This window comes from Pseudomonas sp. NY5710, from assembly GCF_013305665.1.
In the GTDB taxonomy this organism is placed as follows: domain Bacteria; phylum Pseudomonadota; class Gammaproteobacteria; order Pseudomonadales; family Pseudomonadaceae; genus Aquipseudomonas; species Aquipseudomonas juntendi.
In genome coordinates this window covers 530,998-548,387 of the sequence record NZ_CP045554.1, presented here as the reverse complement: position 1 = coordinate 548,387, position 17,390 = coordinate 530,998, and the positions used below count along the sequence as shown (strand labels likewise).

17 protein-coding genes and 1 tRNA gene are annotated in these 17,390 nt (G+C 64.0%); 9 read left to right on the top strand and 9 right to left on the bottom strand.

The window, feature by feature from the left end:
• Entirely contained in the window at nucleotides 1–873 is an 873-nt protein-coding gene (gene trxA / locus GEV39_RS02495; protein ID WP_173887453.1) for a thioredoxin, read from the top strand.
• Between the two features lie 75 nt (nucleotides 874–948).
• Here the strand turns inward: trxA and GEV39_RS02490 are convergent, their stop codons facing one another.
• The gene (locus GEV39_RS02490) at nucleotides 949–1,293 is read right to left on the bottom strand and encodes a hypothetical protein (protein ID WP_173887452.1); all 345 of its coding nucleotides are present in this window, start codon (nucleotides 1,291–1,293) and stop codon (nucleotides 949–951) included.
• 128 nt (nucleotides 1,294–1,421) lie between these two features.
• On the opposite strand from GEV39_RS02490, the gene GEV39_RS02485 reads away from it, so the two are divergent.
• From GEV39_RS02485 to GEV39_RS02465, 5 genes are all read left to right on the top strand, one after another.
• A complete protein-coding gene (locus tag GEV39_RS02485) occupies nucleotides 1,422–2,003 on the top strand; it encodes a DUF2796 domain-containing protein (RefSeq protein WP_173887451.1) in 582 nt (193 codons plus the stop codon).
• A 1-nt stretch (nucleotide 2,004) separates the two neighbouring features.
• Complete coding sequence (locus tag GEV39_RS02480) at nucleotides 2,005–2,715, top strand: ABC transporter ATP-binding protein (RefSeq protein ID WP_173887450.1); 711 nt, start codon at nucleotides 2,005–2,007, stop codon at nucleotides 2,713–2,715.
• Nucleotides 2,715–3,980, top strand: a complete 1,266-nt coding sequence (locus GEV39_RS02475; RefSeq protein WP_173887449.1) for an ABC transporter permease — start codon at nucleotides 2,715–2,717, stop codon at nucleotides 3,978–3,980. Before GEV39_RS02480 ends, GEV39_RS02475 begins: the two co-directional genes overlap by 1 nt.
• A gap of 108 nt (nucleotides 3,981–4,088) precedes the next feature.
• Nucleotides 4,089–4,601 (top strand): DUF3299 domain-containing protein, encoded by a 513-nt coding sequence (locus GEV39_RS02470; RefSeq protein ID WP_029886261.1) that lies wholly within the window; start codon nucleotides 4,089–4,091, stop codon nucleotides 4,599–4,601.
• Between the two features lie 109 nt (nucleotides 4,602–4,710).
• Nucleotides 4,711–5,394 carry an OmpW/AlkL family protein gene (locus GEV39_RS02465; RefSeq protein WP_009685701.1) on the top strand — a complete coding sequence of 228 codons (684 nt, stop codon included), beginning with the start codon at nucleotides 4,711–4,713 and terminating at the stop codon, nucleotides 5,392–5,394.
• On the opposite strand, the gene GEV39_RS02460 is transcribed toward GEV39_RS02465, so the two are convergent.
• Complete coding sequence (locus tag GEV39_RS02460) at nucleotides 5,382–6,587, bottom strand: MFS transporter (protein ID WP_173887448.1); 1,206 nt, start codon at nucleotides 6,585–6,587, stop codon at nucleotides 5,382–5,384. The two genes, GEV39_RS02465 and GEV39_RS02460, sit on opposite strands and share 13 nt — an antisense overlap.
• 101 nt (nucleotides 6,588–6,688) lie before the next feature.
• Between GEV39_RS02460 and GEV39_RS02455 the strand changes: the two genes are divergently transcribed.
• The gene (locus GEV39_RS02455) at nucleotides 6,689–7,132 is read left to right on the top strand and encodes a winged helix-turn-helix transcriptional regulator (RefSeq protein ID WP_173887447.1); all 444 of its coding nucleotides are present in this window, start codon (nucleotides 6,689–6,691) and stop codon (nucleotides 7,130–7,132) included.
• 291 nt (nucleotides 7,133–7,423) lie between these two features.
• Here GEV39_RS02455 and GEV39_RS02450 read toward each other — a convergent pair whose 3' ends face one another.
• The 3 genes from GEV39_RS02450 to GEV39_RS02440 all read right to left on the bottom strand — a co-directional run bounded on the left by GEV39_RS02450 (nucleotide 7,424) and on the right by GEV39_RS02440 (nucleotide 10,141).
• Nucleotides 7,424–8,356 (bottom strand): NAD-dependent epimerase/dehydratase family protein, encoded by a 933-nt coding sequence (locus GEV39_RS02450; protein ID WP_173887446.1) that lies wholly within the window; start codon nucleotides 8,354–8,356, stop codon nucleotides 7,424–7,426.
• Nucleotides 8,349–9,233: a sugar nucleotide-binding protein gene (locus GEV39_RS02445; protein WP_082416229.1), complete on the bottom strand. Its 885-nt coding sequence runs from the start codon at nucleotides 9,231–9,233 to the stop codon at nucleotides 8,349–8,351. Before GEV39_RS02445 ends, GEV39_RS02450 begins: the two co-directional genes overlap by 8 nt.
• Nucleotides 9,234–9,331: 98 nt before the next feature.
• The gene (locus GEV39_RS02440; RefSeq protein ID WP_173887445.1) at nucleotides 9,332–10,141 is read right to left on the bottom strand and encodes a helix-turn-helix domain-containing protein; all 810 of its coding nucleotides are present in this window, start codon (nucleotides 10,139–10,141) and stop codon (nucleotides 9,332–9,334) included.
• Between the two features lie 178 nt (nucleotides 10,142–10,319).
• Between GEV39_RS02440 and GEV39_RS02435 the strand changes: the two genes are divergently transcribed.
• Nucleotides 10,320–11,762, top strand: coding sequence for an alanine/glycine:cation symporter family protein (locus GEV39_RS02435; RefSeq protein ID WP_110676885.1), 1,443 nt, complete (start codon nucleotides 10,320–10,322; stop codon nucleotides 11,760–11,762).
• Between the two features lie 71 nt (nucleotides 11,763–11,833).
• Nucleotides 11,834–12,820, top strand: a complete 987-nt coding sequence (locus tag GEV39_RS02430) for an asparaginase (protein ID WP_457253724.1) — start codon at nucleotides 11,834–11,836, stop codon at nucleotides 12,818–12,820.
• Between the two features lie 35 nt (nucleotides 12,821–12,855).
• Here the strand turns inward: GEV39_RS02430 and GEV39_RS02425 are convergent.
• The 4 genes from GEV39_RS02425 to fdhE form a co-directional block, all read right to left on the bottom strand.
• A tRNA-Sec gene (locus GEV39_RS02425) sits at nucleotides 12,856–12,951 on the bottom strand.
• A gap of 6 nt (nucleotides 12,952–12,957) precedes the next feature.
• Nucleotides 12,958–14,880 carry a selenocysteine-specific translation elongation factor gene (gene selB / locus GEV39_RS02420; RefSeq protein WP_173891639.1) on the bottom strand — a complete coding sequence of 641 codons (1,923 nt, stop codon included), beginning with the start codon at nucleotides 14,878–14,880 and terminating at the stop codon, nucleotides 12,958–12,960.
• Complete coding sequence (selA, locus tag GEV39_RS02415) at nucleotides 14,877–16,304, bottom strand: L-seryl-tRNA(Sec) selenium transferase (protein ID WP_173887443.1); 1,428 nt, start codon at nucleotides 16,302–16,304, stop codon at nucleotides 14,877–14,879. The genes selB and selA overlap by 4 nt, the downstream gene beginning before the upstream one ends.
• Nucleotides 16,305–16,466: 162 nt before the next feature.
• On the bottom strand, nucleotides 16,467–17,387 hold the full coding sequence (gene fdhE, locus GEV39_RS02410; RefSeq protein WP_173887442.1) for a formate dehydrogenase accessory protein FdhE: 921 nt from the start codon (nucleotides 17,385–17,387) through the stop codon (nucleotides 16,467–16,469).
• Nucleotides 17,388–17,390: the final 3 nt, after the last annotated feature.

Below are 17,390 nucleotides of genomic sequence, written 5' to 3'. Positions count from 1 at the left end.
ATGAGCCAAGACACGCCTTACATTTTCGACGCTACCGATGCCACCTTCCAGCAGCTGGTGATCGAGAACTCCTTTCACAAACCGGTGCTGGTGGATTTCTGGGCCGAGTGGTGTGCGCCATGCAAGGCGCTGATGCCCTTGCTGGCGAAGATCGCCGAGGGCTACCAGGGCGAACTGCTGCTGGCCAAGATCAACTGCGACGTGGAACAACAGGTGGTCGCCCAGTTCGGCATTCGCAGCCTGCCGACCGTGGTGCTGTTCAAGGACGGCCAGCCGGTGGACGGCTTTGCCGGTGCCCAGCCGGAATCGGCGATCCGCGCCATGCTCGAGCCGCACGTGCAAATGCCTGCCGCACCGCAGGCATCGCCGCTGGAACAGGCCAAGGCGCTGTTCGCCGAAAGCCGTTTCGCCGAAGCAGAAGCGCTGTCGCAGGCCCTGCTGGGTGAAGACAACAGCAATGCCGAGGCACTGATCCTGTACGCCCGTTGCCTGGCCGAACGTGGCGAGCTGGGGGAAGCGCAGGTGGTACTGGACGCGGTCAAGAGCGATGAACACAAGGCCGCACTGGCCGGCGCCAAGGCCCAACTGACCTTCCTGCGCCAAGCGGCCAGCCTGCCGGAAGTGGCGGAGCTGAAAAGCCGCCTGGCCCAGAACCCTGAGGATGATGAAGCCGCCTACCAGCTGAGCGTCCAGCAGTTGGCACGCCAGCAGTATGAGGCGGCGCTGGAAGGGTTGCTGAAACTGTTCCAGCGTAACCGCAGCTATGACAATGGGCTGCCGCAGAAGGCGATGCTGCAGGTCTTTGAATTGCTGGGTGGCGATCACCCGCTGGTTGGGGTTTATCGTCGCAAGCTGTCGGCGGCGATGTTCTGACCTGAAGCTGATGGCGAGGGCTTCGCCCTCGTTCGCGGGCACGCCCGCTCCCACAAGGTGGACCTCAACACCGGTTTATCCAACCCAGTGATAAACCGGAGCATCCCCACCGTTTTCCACCTTAACCTCACTGCTGTGGCGCAAACGCACCAGCAGCCGCTTGCCCGCCGCTGTACTGCCGGCCAGCCCTTCCAGCCGGTCGAGCAATTGCGGCCCGCTCATCTGCCCCGCCAGGCGCAACACCTCGCGCGCCGCCGTCCATTGTCCGTCATCCTGCCGTGGCGCAGCCACCGGGGCCGCCGCAACGGCATGCGCCGCTGCCGGCACCTCGATCTGCCGCCCCAACTGTGCCCACTCTTCAGGCTCAAGCTCGATGGTGAGGTCCACCGGCCATTCCCCAATCTGTCCACGAATTCTCACGATGCATTCCTTGAGCAAGGTCGATGGCCCATGCTACCGCAAGATGAAACCTGCGCCATGCGGGCTGGCAGGACGCAGAAAAGTTGTTATAACATAACCCAATCATCCAGCCCGCCCCGGAGCCTTCCATGCGTCGCCTGTTGCTCGCCCTGCCCTTCGCTTTGCTGCCACTGGCCGTGGCCCATGCCCACGAAGACCATGACCATGATCACGACCACGCCCATGGCACCTTGGGCGCGCATGAACACGGCGTGGCCAAGCTCAATGTCGTCCTCGACGGCAATACCCTGGAACTGGAGCTGGACAGCCCCGCCATGAACCTGGTTGGTTTCGAGCACGCTGCCAGCAGCGACGCCGACAAGGCCAAGGTTGCCGCGGTGCGCCAGCAGCTGGAGCAACCGTCGAAGCTGTTCGGCCTTGCCTCGGCAGCCGGCTGCAAGGATGACCAGCAAGCGTTGGAAAGCCCGTTGTTCGGTGACGCCGCCAAAGCGGACGACGACGGTGACGAGCATGAGAAGGGCCACATGCACAGCGACATCAATGCCCATTACCAGTTGACATGCGCCACCCCGGAGAAACTCACCCAGCTGGACCTGGCCCCCCTGTACAAAGCCTTCCCGGCCACGCAGAAAATCAACGTGCAGCTGATCGGCCCCAACGGCCAGAAAGGCGTCGAAACCTCGCCCGCCAAGGCCATGGTCGCGTTCTGAGATGAATCAGGCACTGATTGAACTGCAGGACCTGGTGTTCGCCTGGCCAGGCCAGGCGCCACTGCTGGACATCCCGGCATTTCGCCTACAAGCCGGTGAGGCCCTGTTTCTCAAAGGCCCCAGCGGCAGTGGCAAGACCACCCTGCTGGGCCTGCTGGGCGGGGTGAGCCGAGCGGACCAAGGGCGAATCCGGCTGCTTGGCCAGGACCTGGCCGCGCTGGGCCAAGGTGCACGCGACCGGTTCCGCGTCGACCACACCGGCTATATCTTCCAGCAGTTCAACTTGCTGCCCTTCCTGTCGGTAAGGGAGAACGTCGAACTGCCATGCCGCTTCTCCCGCAGCCGGGCGGAACGGGCCATCCAGCGCCATGGCAGTGTCCACCAGGCGGCAGGCGAACTGCTCGCCCACCTGGGGCTGGGCGACCCGGCACTGCTGGCGCGCCGTGCCGACAGCCTGTCGATAGGCCAGCAACAGCGGGTAGCCGCAGCCCGCGCGCTGATCGGTCAGCCCGAGCTGGTGATTGCCGACGAGCCGACCTCGGCGCTGGACGCCGACACCCGTGAAGTGTTCATCCGCCTGCTGTTCGACGAGTGCCGCGCTGCTGGTGCCAGCCTGCTGTTCGTCAGCCACGACCAGAGCCTGGCGCCGCTGTTCGATCGCCACCTGTCGCTGGCCGAACTCAACCGTGCCGCCAAGCCCGTGGAGGCCTGATGTACCTGCTCCGCCTTGCCCTGGCCAGCCTGGCCAACCGCCGTTTCACCGCCTTTCTCACTGCCTTTGCCATCGCCCTGTCGGTATGCCTGCTATTGGCCGTGGAGCGGGTGCGGACCGAGGCCCGTGCCAGCTTCGCCAGTACCATCAGCGGTACCGACCTGATCGTGGGCGCGCGCTCCGGCTCGGTGAACCTGCTGCTGTATTCGGTATTCCGGATCGGCAACGCCACCAACAACATCCGCTGGGACAGCTTTCAGCACTACGCCCATGACCCACGGGTGAAGTGGGCGATTCCGATCTCGCTGGGCGACTCGCACCGCGGCTACCGGGTAATGGGCACCACTGCCGACTACTTCGAGCATTACCAGTACGGCCGCAAACAGCACCTGCAGCTGAGCCAGGGCCGCGAATTCGCCAGTGACCCGTTCGAAGTGGTACTCGGTGCCGAAGTGGCCGATGCACTGCATTACAAGCTGGGGGACAAACTGGTGCTGGCGCACGGTGTGGCTGCAATCAGCCTGGTCAAGCATGACGACAAACCGTTCACCGTCGTGGGCGTGCTCAAGCGTACCGGCACACCGGTCGACCGCACCCTGCACATCAGCCTGGGCGGCATGGAGGCGATCCACATCGACTGGCACAATGGCGTGCCGGCACGTGGCGCCGGGCGCATCAGCGCCGAGCAAGCACGCAGCATGGACCTGCAACCTGCCGCCATCACGGCGTTCATGCTGGGCCTGAACAACAAGATCGCCACATTCAGCCTGCAGCGGGAAATCAACGAGTACCGCAACGAACCGCTGCTGGCGATCCTGCCTGGCGTTGCCTTGCAGGAGCTGTGGAGCCTGATGGGCACGGCGGAACAAGCCTTGTTCGTGGTTTCGCTGTTCGTTGTGCTCACGGGCCTGATCGGCATGCTCACGGCCATTCTCACCAGCCTCAACGAACGCCGTCGGGAGATGGCGATCTTGCGTTCCGTAGGGGCCAGGCCGTGGCATATCGCCGGGCTGCTGGTGCTGGAGGCGCTGTCACTGGCGGCAGTCGGCATCGTCGCCGGGCTGGGCTTGCTGTATGCGGGTATCGCCCTGGCACAGGGGTATGTACAGGCCAACTACGGTTTGTACTTGCCGCTGGCGCTGCCGAGCGCTCATGAATGGAGCTTGCTGGCTATCATTCTGGCGGCTGCACTGCTGATGGGCAGCGTGCCAGCGTGGCGCGCCTATCGGCAGTCGTTGGCCGATGGCCTGTCCATACACCTATGAGTGCGCGTAATGATCAAACACCTCACCGCCTGCTTCGCGGGTAAACCCGCTCCTACATCGGGTCGCGTTCCCCGTGCAGGAGCGGGTTCACCCGCGAAGAAGCCGGCACTGCAAACGCTGCTGATCCTGTTGCTTGCGGCAGCGATGCCGCTTTGGGCCGCCGAACCCAAGGAGCTCGACTGGCCAGCGCTGATCCCGGAAGGCGCCCCGGTCATTCCACCGCAACTCACCCCCTTGCACGACATGTCGCAATTGAGCAACGCCCTGGCCGCCGAGTCTGCGCCAGCAGCCCGGCAGCAGGCGCCGAACGCGCCGGTGGTGAAAAGCCTCGATGGCCAGCAGGTCAAACTGCCCGGCTACATCGTGCCGCTGGAAGTCAGCGAGGAGGGGCGCACCACCGAGTTTCTGCTGGTGCCTTACTACGGCGCGTGCATCCATGTGCCGCCACCGCCCTCGAACCAGATCGTGCACATTTTCAGCGAAATGGGCGTGCGCGTCGAAGACCTTTATCAACCCTACTGGATCGAGGGAAAGATGCAGGTCAAAGCCTCCAGCAGCGAACTGGCCGACGCCGGCTACCAGATGGAAGCCGAGAAAATCTACGCTTATGAGCTGAAGTGAGCGCTATTACCGGTTCATGAAGACGCTTCGTTGAGCTGGGTCAAACATTCTGTTTAGACCCATCCGTACCATTGGACTACTCGATTATTAACGTCCTCTGGGAGCTTCCATGAACAAGTCCTTGCTCGGTGCCGCATTCGCGGCCCTGGCCTTCGCCGCCCCTGTTGCCCACGCCCACCAGGCGGGGGATGTCATCGTTCGCGCTGGTGCAATCACCACTGCGCCGAATGAGAGCAGCAGCGACCTGAAATTCGACGGCAACAAGGTTTCGGGCACCAAGGCGACACTGGACAGCGACACCCAGCTGGGCCTGGCCTTCGCCTACATGCTCACCGACCACGTTGGCCTGGAGTTGCTGGCGGCTACGCCGTTCAAGCACACCGTAGGCGTAAAAGGCCTGGGTGGCGGGCTGGACGGCAAGCTGGCCGACATCAAGCAACTGCCGCCGACACTGTCGCTGCAGTACTACCCGATGGAACCGAACTCCAAGTTCCAGCCGTATGCCGGCGTCGGTATCAACTACACACTGTTCTTCGATGAAGACCTCAGCAGCGCCCGCAAGCAGCAGGGCTTCAGCAACCTGAAGCTGCAAGACTCGGTAGGTATCGCCGGGCAGTTGGGCATGGACTACATGCTCACGGACAACCTGCTGGTCAACGCCGCGGTCTGGTATGTGGACATCGACACCAAGGCCAGCGTCAACGGCCCCACCGCGCTGGGCTACAGCAAGACCAAGGTCGACGTGGATGTAGACCCATGGGTGTACATGGTCGGCCTAGGCTACAAGTTCTGACCTGAACACTGCAGGGCGGCTTCGGCCGCCCTTGCGCGTTGCAGCCACAGCCAATAAGCCAGGGCCGCCGCGCTGATGGCCATGCCCAGGCCGCACACCGCTACCCACCCCCAGTGCGCATAACACCAGTTCGCCAGCACCGCCCCCACCCCGCTCCCCAGCGAATAACAGCACATGTAGGCCGCAATCAGGCGGCTGGCCATTTCGCCACGCCCGGCCAGCAACACCGTCTGGTTGGTGACATGCACTGCCTGCACGGCAAAATCCAGCATCAGCACGCCAAGGACAAAGGCCATCACGGATTGCCCGAGCATGGCCGTGGGCAGCCATGAAAGCGTCAGCAGCAACAGCGCCAGCCCCGTGGTCCGCTCACCCTGCCCTTGGTCGGCCAAGCGCCCGGCACGCGATGCGGCCAACGTGCCCGCTACACCTGCCAGGCCGAACAAACCGACCTCGGTATGGCTGAACGCCAATGGCGCAGCGCTGAGGGGCATGACCATGGCACTCCACAGCACGCTGAATGCAGCGAAGATCAACCCGCCAAACACGCCACGCTGACGTAGCAGCCGGTCGTGCCGATAAAGGCTGAACTGGCCGGCGATCAGTGCGCGGAAGCTGGTGCGATGCCGGGTTGCAGGCACGGCGGGCAAGCTGCGCCACATCACTGCGGCCAGCACCACCAACAGGCTTGCAGCCAGCCAGTACACGCAGCGCCAACCTGCCAGGTCAGCCAGCCCGCCGGAGACCAGCCGCGCCAGCAAAATACCCAGTACCACGCCACTGGTGACGGTACCTACCGCCTGCCCTTGCTGACCGGGGGCGGCCAGGCTGGCAGCGTGCGCCACCATCAATTGCACCATCACGGCCATCAGCCCGGCGATGGTCAACGCCAGCAGCAACACCGCCCAGTTCGGCGCCATGCCGACAGCCGTCAGCGCCAGTGCCGAAAACAGCAGTTGGCCCAGCAGCAGGCGTTTGCGGTTCACCCGGTCACCCAGCGGCACGACCAACAGCAAGCCCAAGGCGTAGCCCGCCTGGGTTGCACCAACCACCCAACCAATCTGCTGCCGCGCTACACCCAGGTCGGCAGCCATCGAGTCCAGCAACGGTTGCGCAAAGTACACCGTTGCCACTGCCATGCCGCTGGCAGTGGCAAGCAGTAGTGTTATCCAGCGTGTCAGTGAAGGCTGCATGGCCCGACCTCGATAATCTGGTTTCATTTTGAAACTACATGCTGGCTATTTAGCAAATGTGGTTTTAATCTGCAACCAGTCATTCAGAACAAGGTGGCTCCATGCTCGCTGCAAACAACGCGCAATGCCCCGTCGCCCGGGCCTTGGAAGTGCTGGGTGACCGCTGGGCGCTGATGATCCTTCGCGACGCTTTTGATGGCCTGCGTCGCTTCAGTGAGTTTCAGAAGAATCTGGGGCTGGCGAAGAACATCCTCGCCTCACGGCTCAAGTGGCTGGTGGAAAGCGGTTTGCTGGAGCTGCAGCCAGCCTCGGATGGCAGTGCCTACAAGGAATATGTGCTGACCGGGAAAGGGCGCGCAGTATTTCCGCTGGTGGTGGGTTTGCGGCAATGGGGGGAACGGTATCTGTTCGAGGCGGGTGAAACGCGTTCCGCGCTGGTGGACGCCGGCAGCGGGCAGGGGCTTGAACCGTTAGAGGTGAGAAGCCTGGATGGGCGGATGTTGCGCCCCGAGGACTGCGTGCGCAAGGTGGTGCGCCATGGCTGATCCAGGGGCTGCTGCGCAGCCCTGTCGCAACTCAAGGCCGCTTGTGTCTTGAGAGAGGGATCTGGTGTTGCCGCAGCCGAAGAGGGTGTAGATCAACAGCAAAATGCAGGACTCGAAGATCACACGGTTCCTGTGGGAGCGGGCGTGCCCGCGAACACCGGCGCAGCCGGTGCCAGCCACCGCGTCGCCTGCTTCGCGGGCAAGCCCGCTCCCACAATGAATCGCGCAGGCTTTTCGAATTTTGAGAAAGACAGTGGCTCCTACAGGCAGGGCATCGCTTGGCCCGTGACTTCAGCTTTTACCCAGTAGCCGGGCCAGCCCCTCGACCATCGGCGTAGCCTGCGGGAATGCAAACCGCGCCAGCAAGCGCTGGTTATCGGCCCGCGAATGGCGAATATCACCTGCTCGCGCCGCCGCGTAGGTCACCGCTGGCAAGCTGCCCACGACTTTCTGCAGCGCTGCGAGCATCTGGTTGATCGACGTTGCCTGGTTGAGGCCGATGTTCACCGCACCCTCCTCGACCTGCGGCTGCTCCAGTGCCTGCACCATCACTTGCACCAGGTCGCCTACATACAGGAAATCGCGGGTCTGCTCGCCATCCCCGTACACGGTGATCGGCAGGCCCTGCACAGCACGCTCGCAGAAGATGCTGATAACCCCGGAATAGGGCGAGGACGGGTCCTGGCGAGGCCCGAAGATATTGAAGAAGCGGAACACCACCGGCTCCAGCCCGTGCTGACGGCGGTAGAAGTCCAGGTATTGCTCACTGGCCAGCTTGTCCACGGCATAGGGCGTCAGCGGTGCCTTGGGCGTATCCTCGGCGATCGACTCGCCCTCGCCATTGTTGCCATACACGGCGGCACTGGAGGCGAACACCACCCGGCGCAGACCGTGCTCGCGCATGGCTTCACAAACATTGAGGGTGCCGATGAAATTGCTCTGGTGGGTACGCACCGGATCTTCGACCGAAGCCTGCACCGAAGCCACTGCGGCCAGGTGCACCACGGCACTGCAACCTGCCGCAGCCCGCATGACCAGAGCAGCGTCGGCGACATCGCCTTCGATCAGTTCCAGCCGTGGGTGGTCGACCTGCAGGTTGTCCCGTCGGCCAGTGGACAAGTCATCGAGAATGCGTACGGCGTAGCCTTTGTCCAACAACGCATCGCACAGGTGGGAACCAATGAAGCCGGCACCGCCGGTGATCAGGATGGGGGCATCAGCCATGGCGGTAGAAACGGTCCAGTAGGGGCGGCAAGCCGGCGCGCCAGGCACGCGGCTTGATGCCAAAGGTATGGAGGATTTTTTTGCAGGCCAATACGGCATGCTGCGGCTCTTCGCTGGCATCCGGCCGCGCGGCATGCGCTTGCGCCGTGGGTGCCTGCACTGCCAGCTGGCGATATTGGCCGGCCTCGGCCAGGATCGCCTGGCCCAACACCAGCGGCGTGGTCGCCTCGTTGCCGGCGTAATGGTAGGTGCCCCATAGCGGCGCGTTGCAATCGAGTTGCTTGAGCACAGACAGGATCACCCGGGCCGCATCGTCCACAGGTGTGGGATTGCCGCGCCGGTCATCGGCCAGCAGCAACTCAGCCGGTTGCTCGGCACGGGTCAGGAAACGACCGAGCGAGCCATCGATGCTTTCGTCCAGCAACCAGCCAAAGCGCAGCAGCACATGTTGCGGGCACGCCGCACGCACGCTCTGCTCGATCCGCCACAAGGCCTGGCCCCGCAGCCCCAAGGGTACGGGCTCGTCCTTCTCGCTGTAGGCAGTGGCCCGCGAGCCATCGAATACCCGGTAGCTGGAAGGCTGCACCAGGGTGATCTGGTGGTGCTGGCACAGCTCTGCCAGCCGCTCTACTGCCCGCTCCTGCTGCGCCAGGCGCGGCTCGCTGACCGACTCGGCCTGGAACCAGTCGAAGTAATAGGCCAGGTTCACCAGGGCATCGGGGCGATGGTCGTCAAGCAACTGGGTCAGGCTCGCCGGCGTCCAGCCGTTCTCGGGCGGGCGCGGCGCCAGGAATGCGATGTCCTCCTCGGCCCCAAGACGAATCAGCGCTTGCCCGAGGGCATTGCCACCACCCAACAGCATTAGGCGCATACGCATAGAGTCAGCAGATCCGGAGAGGTTGATTAAGGAAAGTGGGTCATTTTGCGGTTTCCGGGCGGGGAAGTCCAACCACAGGGCTTATTGAGTCAAGCCGCCTATTCAATCTCAAACAAACTGTTGCGCAACGGCCCCACGCTCAGCCGTTCCCTGACGTCATCGTCTATACGCGGATCATCCGGACGGTACAGTTTGACCTGTCGGTACGCATTGATGCGATTGATCTCCTCACCCAGGTACTCCCACACCACCCGTGTGCAGGCCGGGTTGCGCCGGTCGCCGCTGGAAACCCCGGCCTTCAGGCCGTTCAGGCGGGTGATCCGGCTTTTGAAGCTGGGAATCAGGATGGTCTGGCTCATTTCGTTGAAGGTCAGCGACTCGTAGTCGATGAGGAATACCCGGTCCTGCAACTGAAACGCTGCGCCCAGATAGCGACAACGGACTTCGGCATGCAGGTCCGTGGCGCTGGAGCGCTCCTGCCGCTCCTGGCGCTCGAACAGGAAACGCCCCCGCTCTTCCCACAGGTGCACCAGCGACACCAGGATCGTGCCGGGCACCGACATGCAGTTCGAATACTCGAAGTAATAACCGCAATACCGCGACAGGTTGCCAGCGTGCTCATGCAGCGGGCGGAACAGTTCACTGATCGGGTCGCTGGGTTGCTCGGCCAGGGCCGAGACGCGGGCACCGATCAGGCGGGCGAACTGCTCGGCTGGCAGGTTCAGCTCGTAATCCTCGACGCCAAAGAAATCACCGATGCGTTTCAGGTTGAAAGCCGTCGGACGGCTCTGCCCGCTGAGGTACTTGTTGAACTGCGCTCGGTTGATCGAGAGCTGGCGGCAAACTTCGGAAATAGAGCGGTAGTGGCTGCAAGCCAGTTTGAGGTTGGTAGCGAAATGCTCACTCATGTACGGAATCCAGGTGACGCGAATGACGCCATTGTAGCATCAAGTCGCATCAAGTCAGAGCAACCCGCGAAATTGTAACGACTCTTGTCATGGCCAACCATGCGCCCCAACGAATAGCGGTGCGCCTGCCGTCCGCTGATCAATCCACACGAAGAATAAGAATCGAGGTCATTTTCCAATGCTCGAAGCACTCAACGATTTCCTCTCGGGGAAACTCCTCATCGTGCTGATCGTCGGTCTCGGCGGTTACTTCACCATCCGTTCGCGGTTCGTACAGTTCCGCCATTTCGGCCACATGTTCGCCGTGTTCAAGGAATCGCTGCGTGGCCAGGCAGGCCAGTTGAGCTCCTTCCAGGCCCTGATGCTGAGCCTGGCTGGCCGCGTGGGCGCCGGTAACATCGCCGGGGTCGGCATTGCCGTGACCTTGGGCGGCCCTGGCGCGGTGTTCTGGATGTGGGTCACTGCCCTGGTCGGCATGGCCAGCAGTTTCTTCGAATGTACCCTGGCCCAGGTGTACAAGCGCGCCGATGGCGACGGCCTGTACCGTGGCGGCCCGGCCTACTACATCCAGCATGGCCTGAAGCTGAAAAGCATGGCCATCGTGTTCTCGATCCTGCTGCTGGTGACCTACGGCTTCGCCTTCATCGGCCTGCAGTCGTACACCGTTACCCATTCGCTGCAAAATGCCTTCGACTTCAAGCCGAGCCACACCGGGCTGGTGCTGGCCGTGCTGCTGGCCATCACCTTCATCGGTGGCATCAAGCGCATCGCGGCGGTCTCGGACCTGCTGGTGCCGGTCAAGACCCTGGCCTACATCGGCGTGACCCTGTACGTGATCGGCACCCAGATCGACCACGTACCCGCCATGCTGGAAACCATCTTCAAGAGCGCTTTCGGCCTTGACCCTGCGTTTGGCGGCCTGCTCGGCAGCGCCATCGTCATGGGCGTGAAGCGGGGCGTGTTCGCCAACGAAGCAGGCTTGGGCAGTGCACCGAACGTTGCCGCCGTGGCGGCAGTGAAACACCCGGGCGCGCAGGGCGTGGTCCAGGCCTTCAGCGTGTTCCTCGACACCTTCGTGATCTGCACCTGCACCGCACTGCTGATCCTGCTGTCGGGCTTCTACACCCCAGGCTTCGAGGGCGACGGCATTGTCCTGACCCAGAACTCGCTGGCCGCGGTGGTGGGTGACTGGGGCCGCGTGTTCGTCAGCGTTGCGCTGTCGCTGTTCGTGTTCACCTGCATTCTCTACAACTACTACCTGGGCGAGAACAGCCTGCAGTTCCTCAGCCGCAACCGCGTGGTACTGATGGTGTTCCGTGGCCTGGTACTGGCGCTGGTGGTGTGGGGTTCGATGCAAGACCTGTCGACCGTGTTCGCCTTCGCCGACATCACCATGACCTGCCTGGCCTTCGTCAACCTGATCGCCCTGGCCCTGTTGTTCAAGATTGGCCTGCGGGTGATGCGCGACTACGACGACCAGCGCAAGGCCGGTATCAAGCAGCCAGTGTTCGATTCGACCAAGTTCGCCGACCTGGACCTGGACCGCAACGCTTGGCCAGCCAACCCTCAGCTGGAAACAGCCGCTGACAAAGCAGCCGTCCAGGCCCAGCCACAGCGCTGATATCCTGCCCTGCCCAAGCCGCCCCGTTCGTGGGCGGCTTTTTTCTCCGCTCACCGCCACGGATGCTTTCCATGCGTGCAGTCAAGAATCTTCTCGTTCTCTATACCGGTGGCACCATCGGCATGCTCGAAACCCCGGAGGGCCTGGCACCGGCCGGCGGTTTCGACGGGCGGATGCGTGAACACTTCGCGCAACTGTCCGATGCCCCCCAACTGCAGTGGACCCTGCAAGAGCTGAACCCGCTGCTGGACAGCGCCAACATGCAACAGCACAACTGGCTGGCCATGCGTGATGCCATCGTCACGGCGGTGGATGCTGGCCATGATGGGGTGCTGGTGCTGCATGGCACCGATAGCCTGGCTTATAGCGCGGCTGCCTTGTCGTTCCTGCTGCTGGGCTTGCCCGTGCCGGTACTGCTGACCGGTTCGATGCTGCCGGCCGGCGCCGCCGACAGCGACGCCTGGCCCAACCTGTGTGGCGCGCTGCGCCTGTTCGAACAAGGGCTGGAAGACGGCGTGCAGTTGTACTTCCATGGGCAGCTGGTGCACGGTTGCCGGGCTACCAAGATGCGCAGTGAAGCGTTCGATGCGTTCGTTGCCCTGCCGCGGCATCGCGACAGCCAGCGTGCGGCAGTCATCCCGGCCGAGCTGGATTACCGCCAGCCGCGCCAGCCGGTCAACCTGGCGGTCGTGCCTGTGTTCCCCGGGCTGCAGGCCAGCCATCTGCAGGCCTTGTTGGGCAGCGGCGTGCAGGGCTTGCTGCTGGAGTGCTATGGCAGTGGTACCGGGCCGTCGGATGACCTGGCTTTGCTCGAGGTACTGCGTGCAGCGCGCCAGCGCGGTGTGCTGCTGGCGGCAATCAGCCAATGCCCTGAAGGCTCGGTGGTATTCGATACCTATGCGGCAGGCAACCGACTGCGTAGCGCGGGCCTGGTCAGTGGCGGCGGCATGACCCGCGAGGCAGCGCTGGGCAAGATGGTTGCGCTGCTGGGGGCAGGGTTGGATGTGGAATCAGCAGAACGCTGGTTTGCCCTGGACCTGTGTGGGGAGCGGGCGTAGGCACTACCCGCACTCGCCCGGGCAAGAAAAGAAGATGGCGGAAGGCAGCGGGAGTCGAACCTGCCCGGGAACGACTGCCGTCCCCAACCGGGTTTGAAGCCCGGCCGCGCCACCGGGCGCGATTGCCTTCCTTGAACTCAGTGCCTGGCGTACTGCTGGGCCAGGGCGCTGTCAGCGCGAATGTGACGCTGCTCGGCCACCCTGCGGGTCAGGCCGATGCGGTCGAAGTATTCCAGAATCTGCACACTGCGCTTGCGACCGATGCCCAACATATCGCGAAATGCAGCAACCTGCACTAATGAAGTGCCAGCCGCCTGCCCTAGCAGCAGCTCTGCCATGCGCTGTAGCGTCGCTGCGGGGTAGAACAGGTCGCGCACCACCTGGTGCACTACGCCTAAACGCGCCAGCTTGCGCAACAACAAACGAACGTCAGCTTCAAGGCAGTTCTCTTCTGCCGCCAATGTCCTGACCCAGGGCGGATCGAATTGCCCCGCCAGCAACCTGGGCTGCAGGCGCGCCCACAGTGCCTCGTCGGCTTCACTCAACTGGACCTTGTGATCCGGCAAATGCAGCCAGGGCCCACTGGCGGCAATCGCCCCGTCCTCTAGCAGTTCCTCAAGCAGGCTGACAAACGCAGGCCGCTCCAACGGCAATGCAGTAAAGCGCCGCAGGCGGTCACGGTCGGGGCCCAGCTGATCGGGTTCTTGCTCGTGGAAGCGGGCAAGTTGCGCCAGCACCTGCCGTTTCAGCACCTGCCACTGGGCGCTGGCGAACAGCAGCTGGCCCTGCCGCGTGGCCACCACCAACACGTTCGCCGGTAGCTGCCAGGTTTCGCGCAGGCGATTGAACTGTCGCTCCAGGCGCTGCGGGTCGATACCACCGGGCGCACTGGCGAGCAGTGCCGGCAGTGCCTGCTCCAGGCCCTGAGCATCTCGCAGCGCCTGCAACTGGCGTAAACGCTCGTGGCTGCGGCGCTGGCGGCTGGGGGCAAACGGATCGAGTACCTTGCCGCCGCCCAAGGTGCGCTGAGCACGCTGGTCGCGCAGTACCAAGCGGTCGCCATGCACGGCCTGCAACGGCGCATTGAGCAGTAACTGGGCAAACATGCGCTGGCCGGCGGCCAGGCTTTCACCTTCCAGCAACGCGACACGGGCCGTCACGTCCTGGGTGCCGAGGTGCACATGCACGGCACTGAAGTGCTCGAACGCCCGCAGCTCGCCCGGCAACAGGTTCAACTCGATATCCACCCGAACACTGGGCGCGTGCAGCCACTGCGGTAGCAGCCAGTCGCCACGGTGAACTTGCTCCGCGCTAAGGCGTTCGGCTGCGATATTGAGCGCTACTCGCTGGCCGGCCTGCGCTACCAAGGCGGCCTGGTTTTGTGCATGCAGGCCTCGCACCCGCACCGCCTTGCCGGCCTTCCCCAGGACCAGGGTATCGCCGGCACTCACCCGGCCGACCAGCGCCGTGCCGGTCACCACCACCCCCGCACCGGTGACGGCGAAGGCGCGGTCGATAGCCAGGCGAAAACCGCCTTGCGCACTGCGTTGCCGCACAGCGGTTTGCGCCTGCAGCAAGGCTTGGCGCAACGCGTCGATGCCCTCCCCGCCAAGGCTCGACACCGGGAACTGCCGCGCCCCGGCATAGGGCCCTGGCGCCAGCAGCTCACTGACCTGCGCCTGCACCTGGGCCAGGCGCGCCGGCTCGACGCGGTCGCACTTGCTGACCGCCACCAGTGCCTGGGGGATACCCAACAGCTCGATGATTGCCAGGTGCTCACGTGTCTGCGGCATGACGCCATCGTCTGCCGCCACCACCAGCAGCACCACATCTATGCCATGGGCCCCGGCCAGCATGTTGTGGATAAACCGCTCGTGGCCCGGCACATCGATGAAGCCCGTCAGCGGTGCACCTTCGGCCAGCGCCGCGTAGCGGTAACCCAGGTCGATGGTCATGCCCCGCTCACGCTCTTCCTGGCGCAGGTCACCGGCCTGGCCGGTCAGTGCCTTCAGCAGTGCGGTCTTGCCATGGTCGATGTGGCCGGCGGTACCAACGATCACTGCACCGGCCCCAACTGCAACGCCGGCAATTGCGCCAGCCATTGGGCTTCGTCGTCCAGCTGGCGCAGGTCCAGCCATAGCGCGTCGTCGTCGATGCGACCAAGCACCGGCACCGGCAGGCCCCGCAGGGCTCGCTCCAGCACGTGCAGGCTGCGCCCGCGCAACTTCTTCGACACCTGCGGGCGCAGGCACAGCGCGGCACTGGGCAGGCGCGCAACCGGCTGGCTGCCACTGCCTATCATGCCCAGCGCAGGTTCTACGCTGACGACCCATTGCGCACCAAGGCGGGCCTGGAGGTCTGGCAGCAGGCGTTCGGCCTGGGCCTGGATATCGGCCTGGCCACGGGTCAACAAGCGCAAACTGGGCAGGCGCTCGGCCAACCGGTCCGGGTTGCGGTACAGCGCCAGCACCGCTTCGAGTGCGGCCAGGGTGATCTTGTCGACCCGCAGCGCACGCTTGAGCGGGTTTTTCTTGATTCTGGCAATCAATGCCTTGCGCCCGACGATGATCCCGGCCTGCGGGCCGCCCAGCAGCTTGTCGCCACTGAAGGTCACCAGATCGGCGCCATCAGCCAGGGCCTGGCGCACCGTGGGCTCGGCCGGCAGGCTCCAGCGGGTGAGATCGAGCAAACTACCGCTGCCGAGGTCTTCGAGCAGTGGCAGGTCATGCTGGTGGGCGATTCGCGCCAGCTCGGCGGTCGGCACCTGGGTGGTGAAACCTTGAATGCTGTAGTTGCTGCAGTGCACGCGCATCAATAACCCGGTTCGCGGGCCAATGGCAGCTTCGTAGTCGCGGGCATGGGTGCGGTTGGTGGTGCCGATCTCGTGCAGCTTCACGCCGGCGCGGGCCATGATGTCCGGGATGCGGAAGGCGCCGCCGATCTCGATCAGTTCGCCGCGCGAGATAATGCCCTCCTTGCGCGCACCCAGGCTGTTGAGCGCCAGCAGTACTGCCGCGGCATTGTTGTTGACCACGGTAACCGCCTCGGCGCCGGTCAGCTCGCGGATAAGGCCCTCGATCAGGTCGTCGCGGTCACCACGCTTGCCGCTGGTCAGGTCGAACTCCAGGTTGAGCGGGTAGCGGGCGGCGGTCTGCATCGCCTCGATGGCTTCTTCCGGCAGCAGGGCACGGCCGAGGTTGGTATGCAGCACGGTGCCGGTGAGGTTGAACACTCGGCGTACCTGGCTGCGTTGCTGGGCGGCCAGACGTTCGCCGGCGCGGCCCAGAAGGATCTCGAGAGACAGCTCGGCGGCACTGAGCTGGCCGCTGCGCGCGGGCTCCCGCAGGTCGTCCAGCAATTGGCGCAGGGCGCTCAAGACCGCATCGCGGCCGTGGCGGTCGATCAGTGGGAGGCAGGCCGGATGGCGCAGGAGGGTGTCGATGGACGGCAAACGTGGGGTGTCGCTGGCGAGGCTGTTGGACATGCGGTACTACCTAGGATTGATCCGTCGTCGGTACTGGCCTGTTCGCGGGTGAGCCCGCCCCCACAAAAGCCTGCGCAGGTGTCTGATCCTGTTCCAGGTCTTGTGGGAAAGGGTTCACCCGCGAAGCAGGCGACTCGGTTTTTCAGTGTAGACACTCACCCACTAACCGGGCGCAAGCATCAGGTTGGGCGCCAGGCGATGAAAACCTTCCTCGTCCAGGCGCATGTCCAGCGCAAGGCTGGCCAGGTCGTCGGCCAAGGGCTCGGCCGCTGCGTCGTTTTCGAGGTAGTTCTGCTTGAGGTAGCTTTCACACCCCGGGCAGCACTCGGCCCGCAGGGGCGCCTTGCCGGGTAGATGGCGGTCATTCTCAAGGCTGGTATAGCGCAAGTCCTTGCTCGACTCGCAGTACACGCACTTGACCCGCACCACATGCCACTCACAGGCACACAACGAGCACACTAGATAGCGCAGGCCGTTGTGCTTGCCACGGTTGCGTACCACCCCGGCCATCGCTGGCGAGCCGCAAGCCGGGCACTGGGCCAGACTGCCAGCGGGTTTGAGTTCAGGCGCCGGCAATGCCAGCAGCCAACTGGACCAGGCCGCCTGCAACGCAGCCCCGAGCAATGGCACCAATGCGGCCGGCACTGCGTCATAATGCCCTGCCAGCAACGCCAAACCCCAACCTTTGCGCTGGTTGTCATCACTGCCACGCAGCACCTGCAAGGCCTCCGCCAACGGACCATGGGGTTCGTCGCCAAAGTGACCGAGCAAGGCCTGCAGCCAGACCAGCCAAGCTCCGTCACGTACCAGGCTGTCTGCCGCCAGCGGCGGCAAACCATGGCTTATGCACAGGCGCTGGCGCGCCTCAGCCACCGGCAGGGCGCCAGGGGGGTTATCCACAAGCTGCTGCTGCACACGGCACAACCGCGCAACCAGCCTCAGATAGTCGCCCAGGGCATTGCCCTGGGCCAGCGTGTCCAAACGCGCAGCCCGCACTTCAAACAGGTTGGCCGGCGGCAGGTGCAGAAACGGCGGCATCACCGCCGACGCTTCGATCTGCCCAGGTTCGAGTATCGTGCTCAAGCG

Excerpts from the sequence above, each read along its gene's own strand:
- GEV39_RS02485 (WP_173887451.1), top strand. The coding sequence starts at position 1,422 with ATGCGTCGCCTGTTGCTCGCCCTGCCCTTCGCTTTGCTGCCACTGGCC.
- GEV39_RS02430 (WP_457253724.1), top strand. The coding sequence starts at position 11,834 with ATGCGTGCAGTCAAGAATCTTCTCGTTCTCTATACCGGTGGCACCATC.
- trxA (WP_173887453.1), top strand. The coding sequence starts at position 1 with ATGAGCCAAGACACGCCTTACATTTTCGACGCTACCGATGCCACCTTC.
- GEV39_RS02465 (WP_009685701.1), top strand. The coding sequence starts at position 4,711 with ATGAACAAGTCCTTGCTCGGTGCCGCATTCGCGGCCCTGGCCTTCGCC.
- GEV39_RS02460 (WP_173887448.1), bottom strand. The coding sequence starts at position 6,587 with ATGCAGCCTTCACTGACACGCTGGATAACACTACTGCTTGCCACTGCC.
- selA (WP_173887443.1), bottom strand. The coding sequence starts at position 16,304 with ATGTCCAACAGCCTCGCCAGCGACACCCCACGTTTGCCGTCCATCGAC.
- GEV39_RS02445 (WP_082416229.1), bottom strand. The coding sequence starts at position 9,233 with ATGCGTATGCGCCTAATGCTGTTGGGTGGTGGCAATGCCCTCGGGCAA.
- GEV39_RS02475 (WP_173887449.1), top strand. The coding sequence starts at position 2,715 with ATGTACCTGCTCCGCCTTGCCCTGGCCAGCCTGGCCAACCGCCGTTTC.
- GEV39_RS02440 (WP_173887445.1), bottom strand. The coding sequence starts at position 10,141 with ATGAGTGAGCATTTCGCTACCAACCTCAAACTGGCTTGCAGCCACTAC.
- GEV39_RS02455 (WP_173887447.1), top strand. The coding sequence starts at position 6,689 with ATGCTCGCTGCAAACAACGCGCAATGCCCCGTCGCCCGGGCCTTGGAA.
- GEV39_RS02480 (WP_173887450.1), top strand. The coding sequence starts at position 2,005 with ATGAATCAGGCACTGATTGAACTGCAGGACCTGGTGTTCGCCTGGCCA.
- GEV39_RS02435 (WP_110676885.1), top strand. The coding sequence starts at position 10,320 with ATGCTCGAAGCACTCAACGATTTCCTCTCGGGGAAACTCCTCATCGTG.
- GEV39_RS02450 (WP_173887446.1), bottom strand. The coding sequence starts at position 8,356 with ATGGCTGATGCCCCCATCCTGATCACCGGCGGTGCCGGCTTCATTGGT.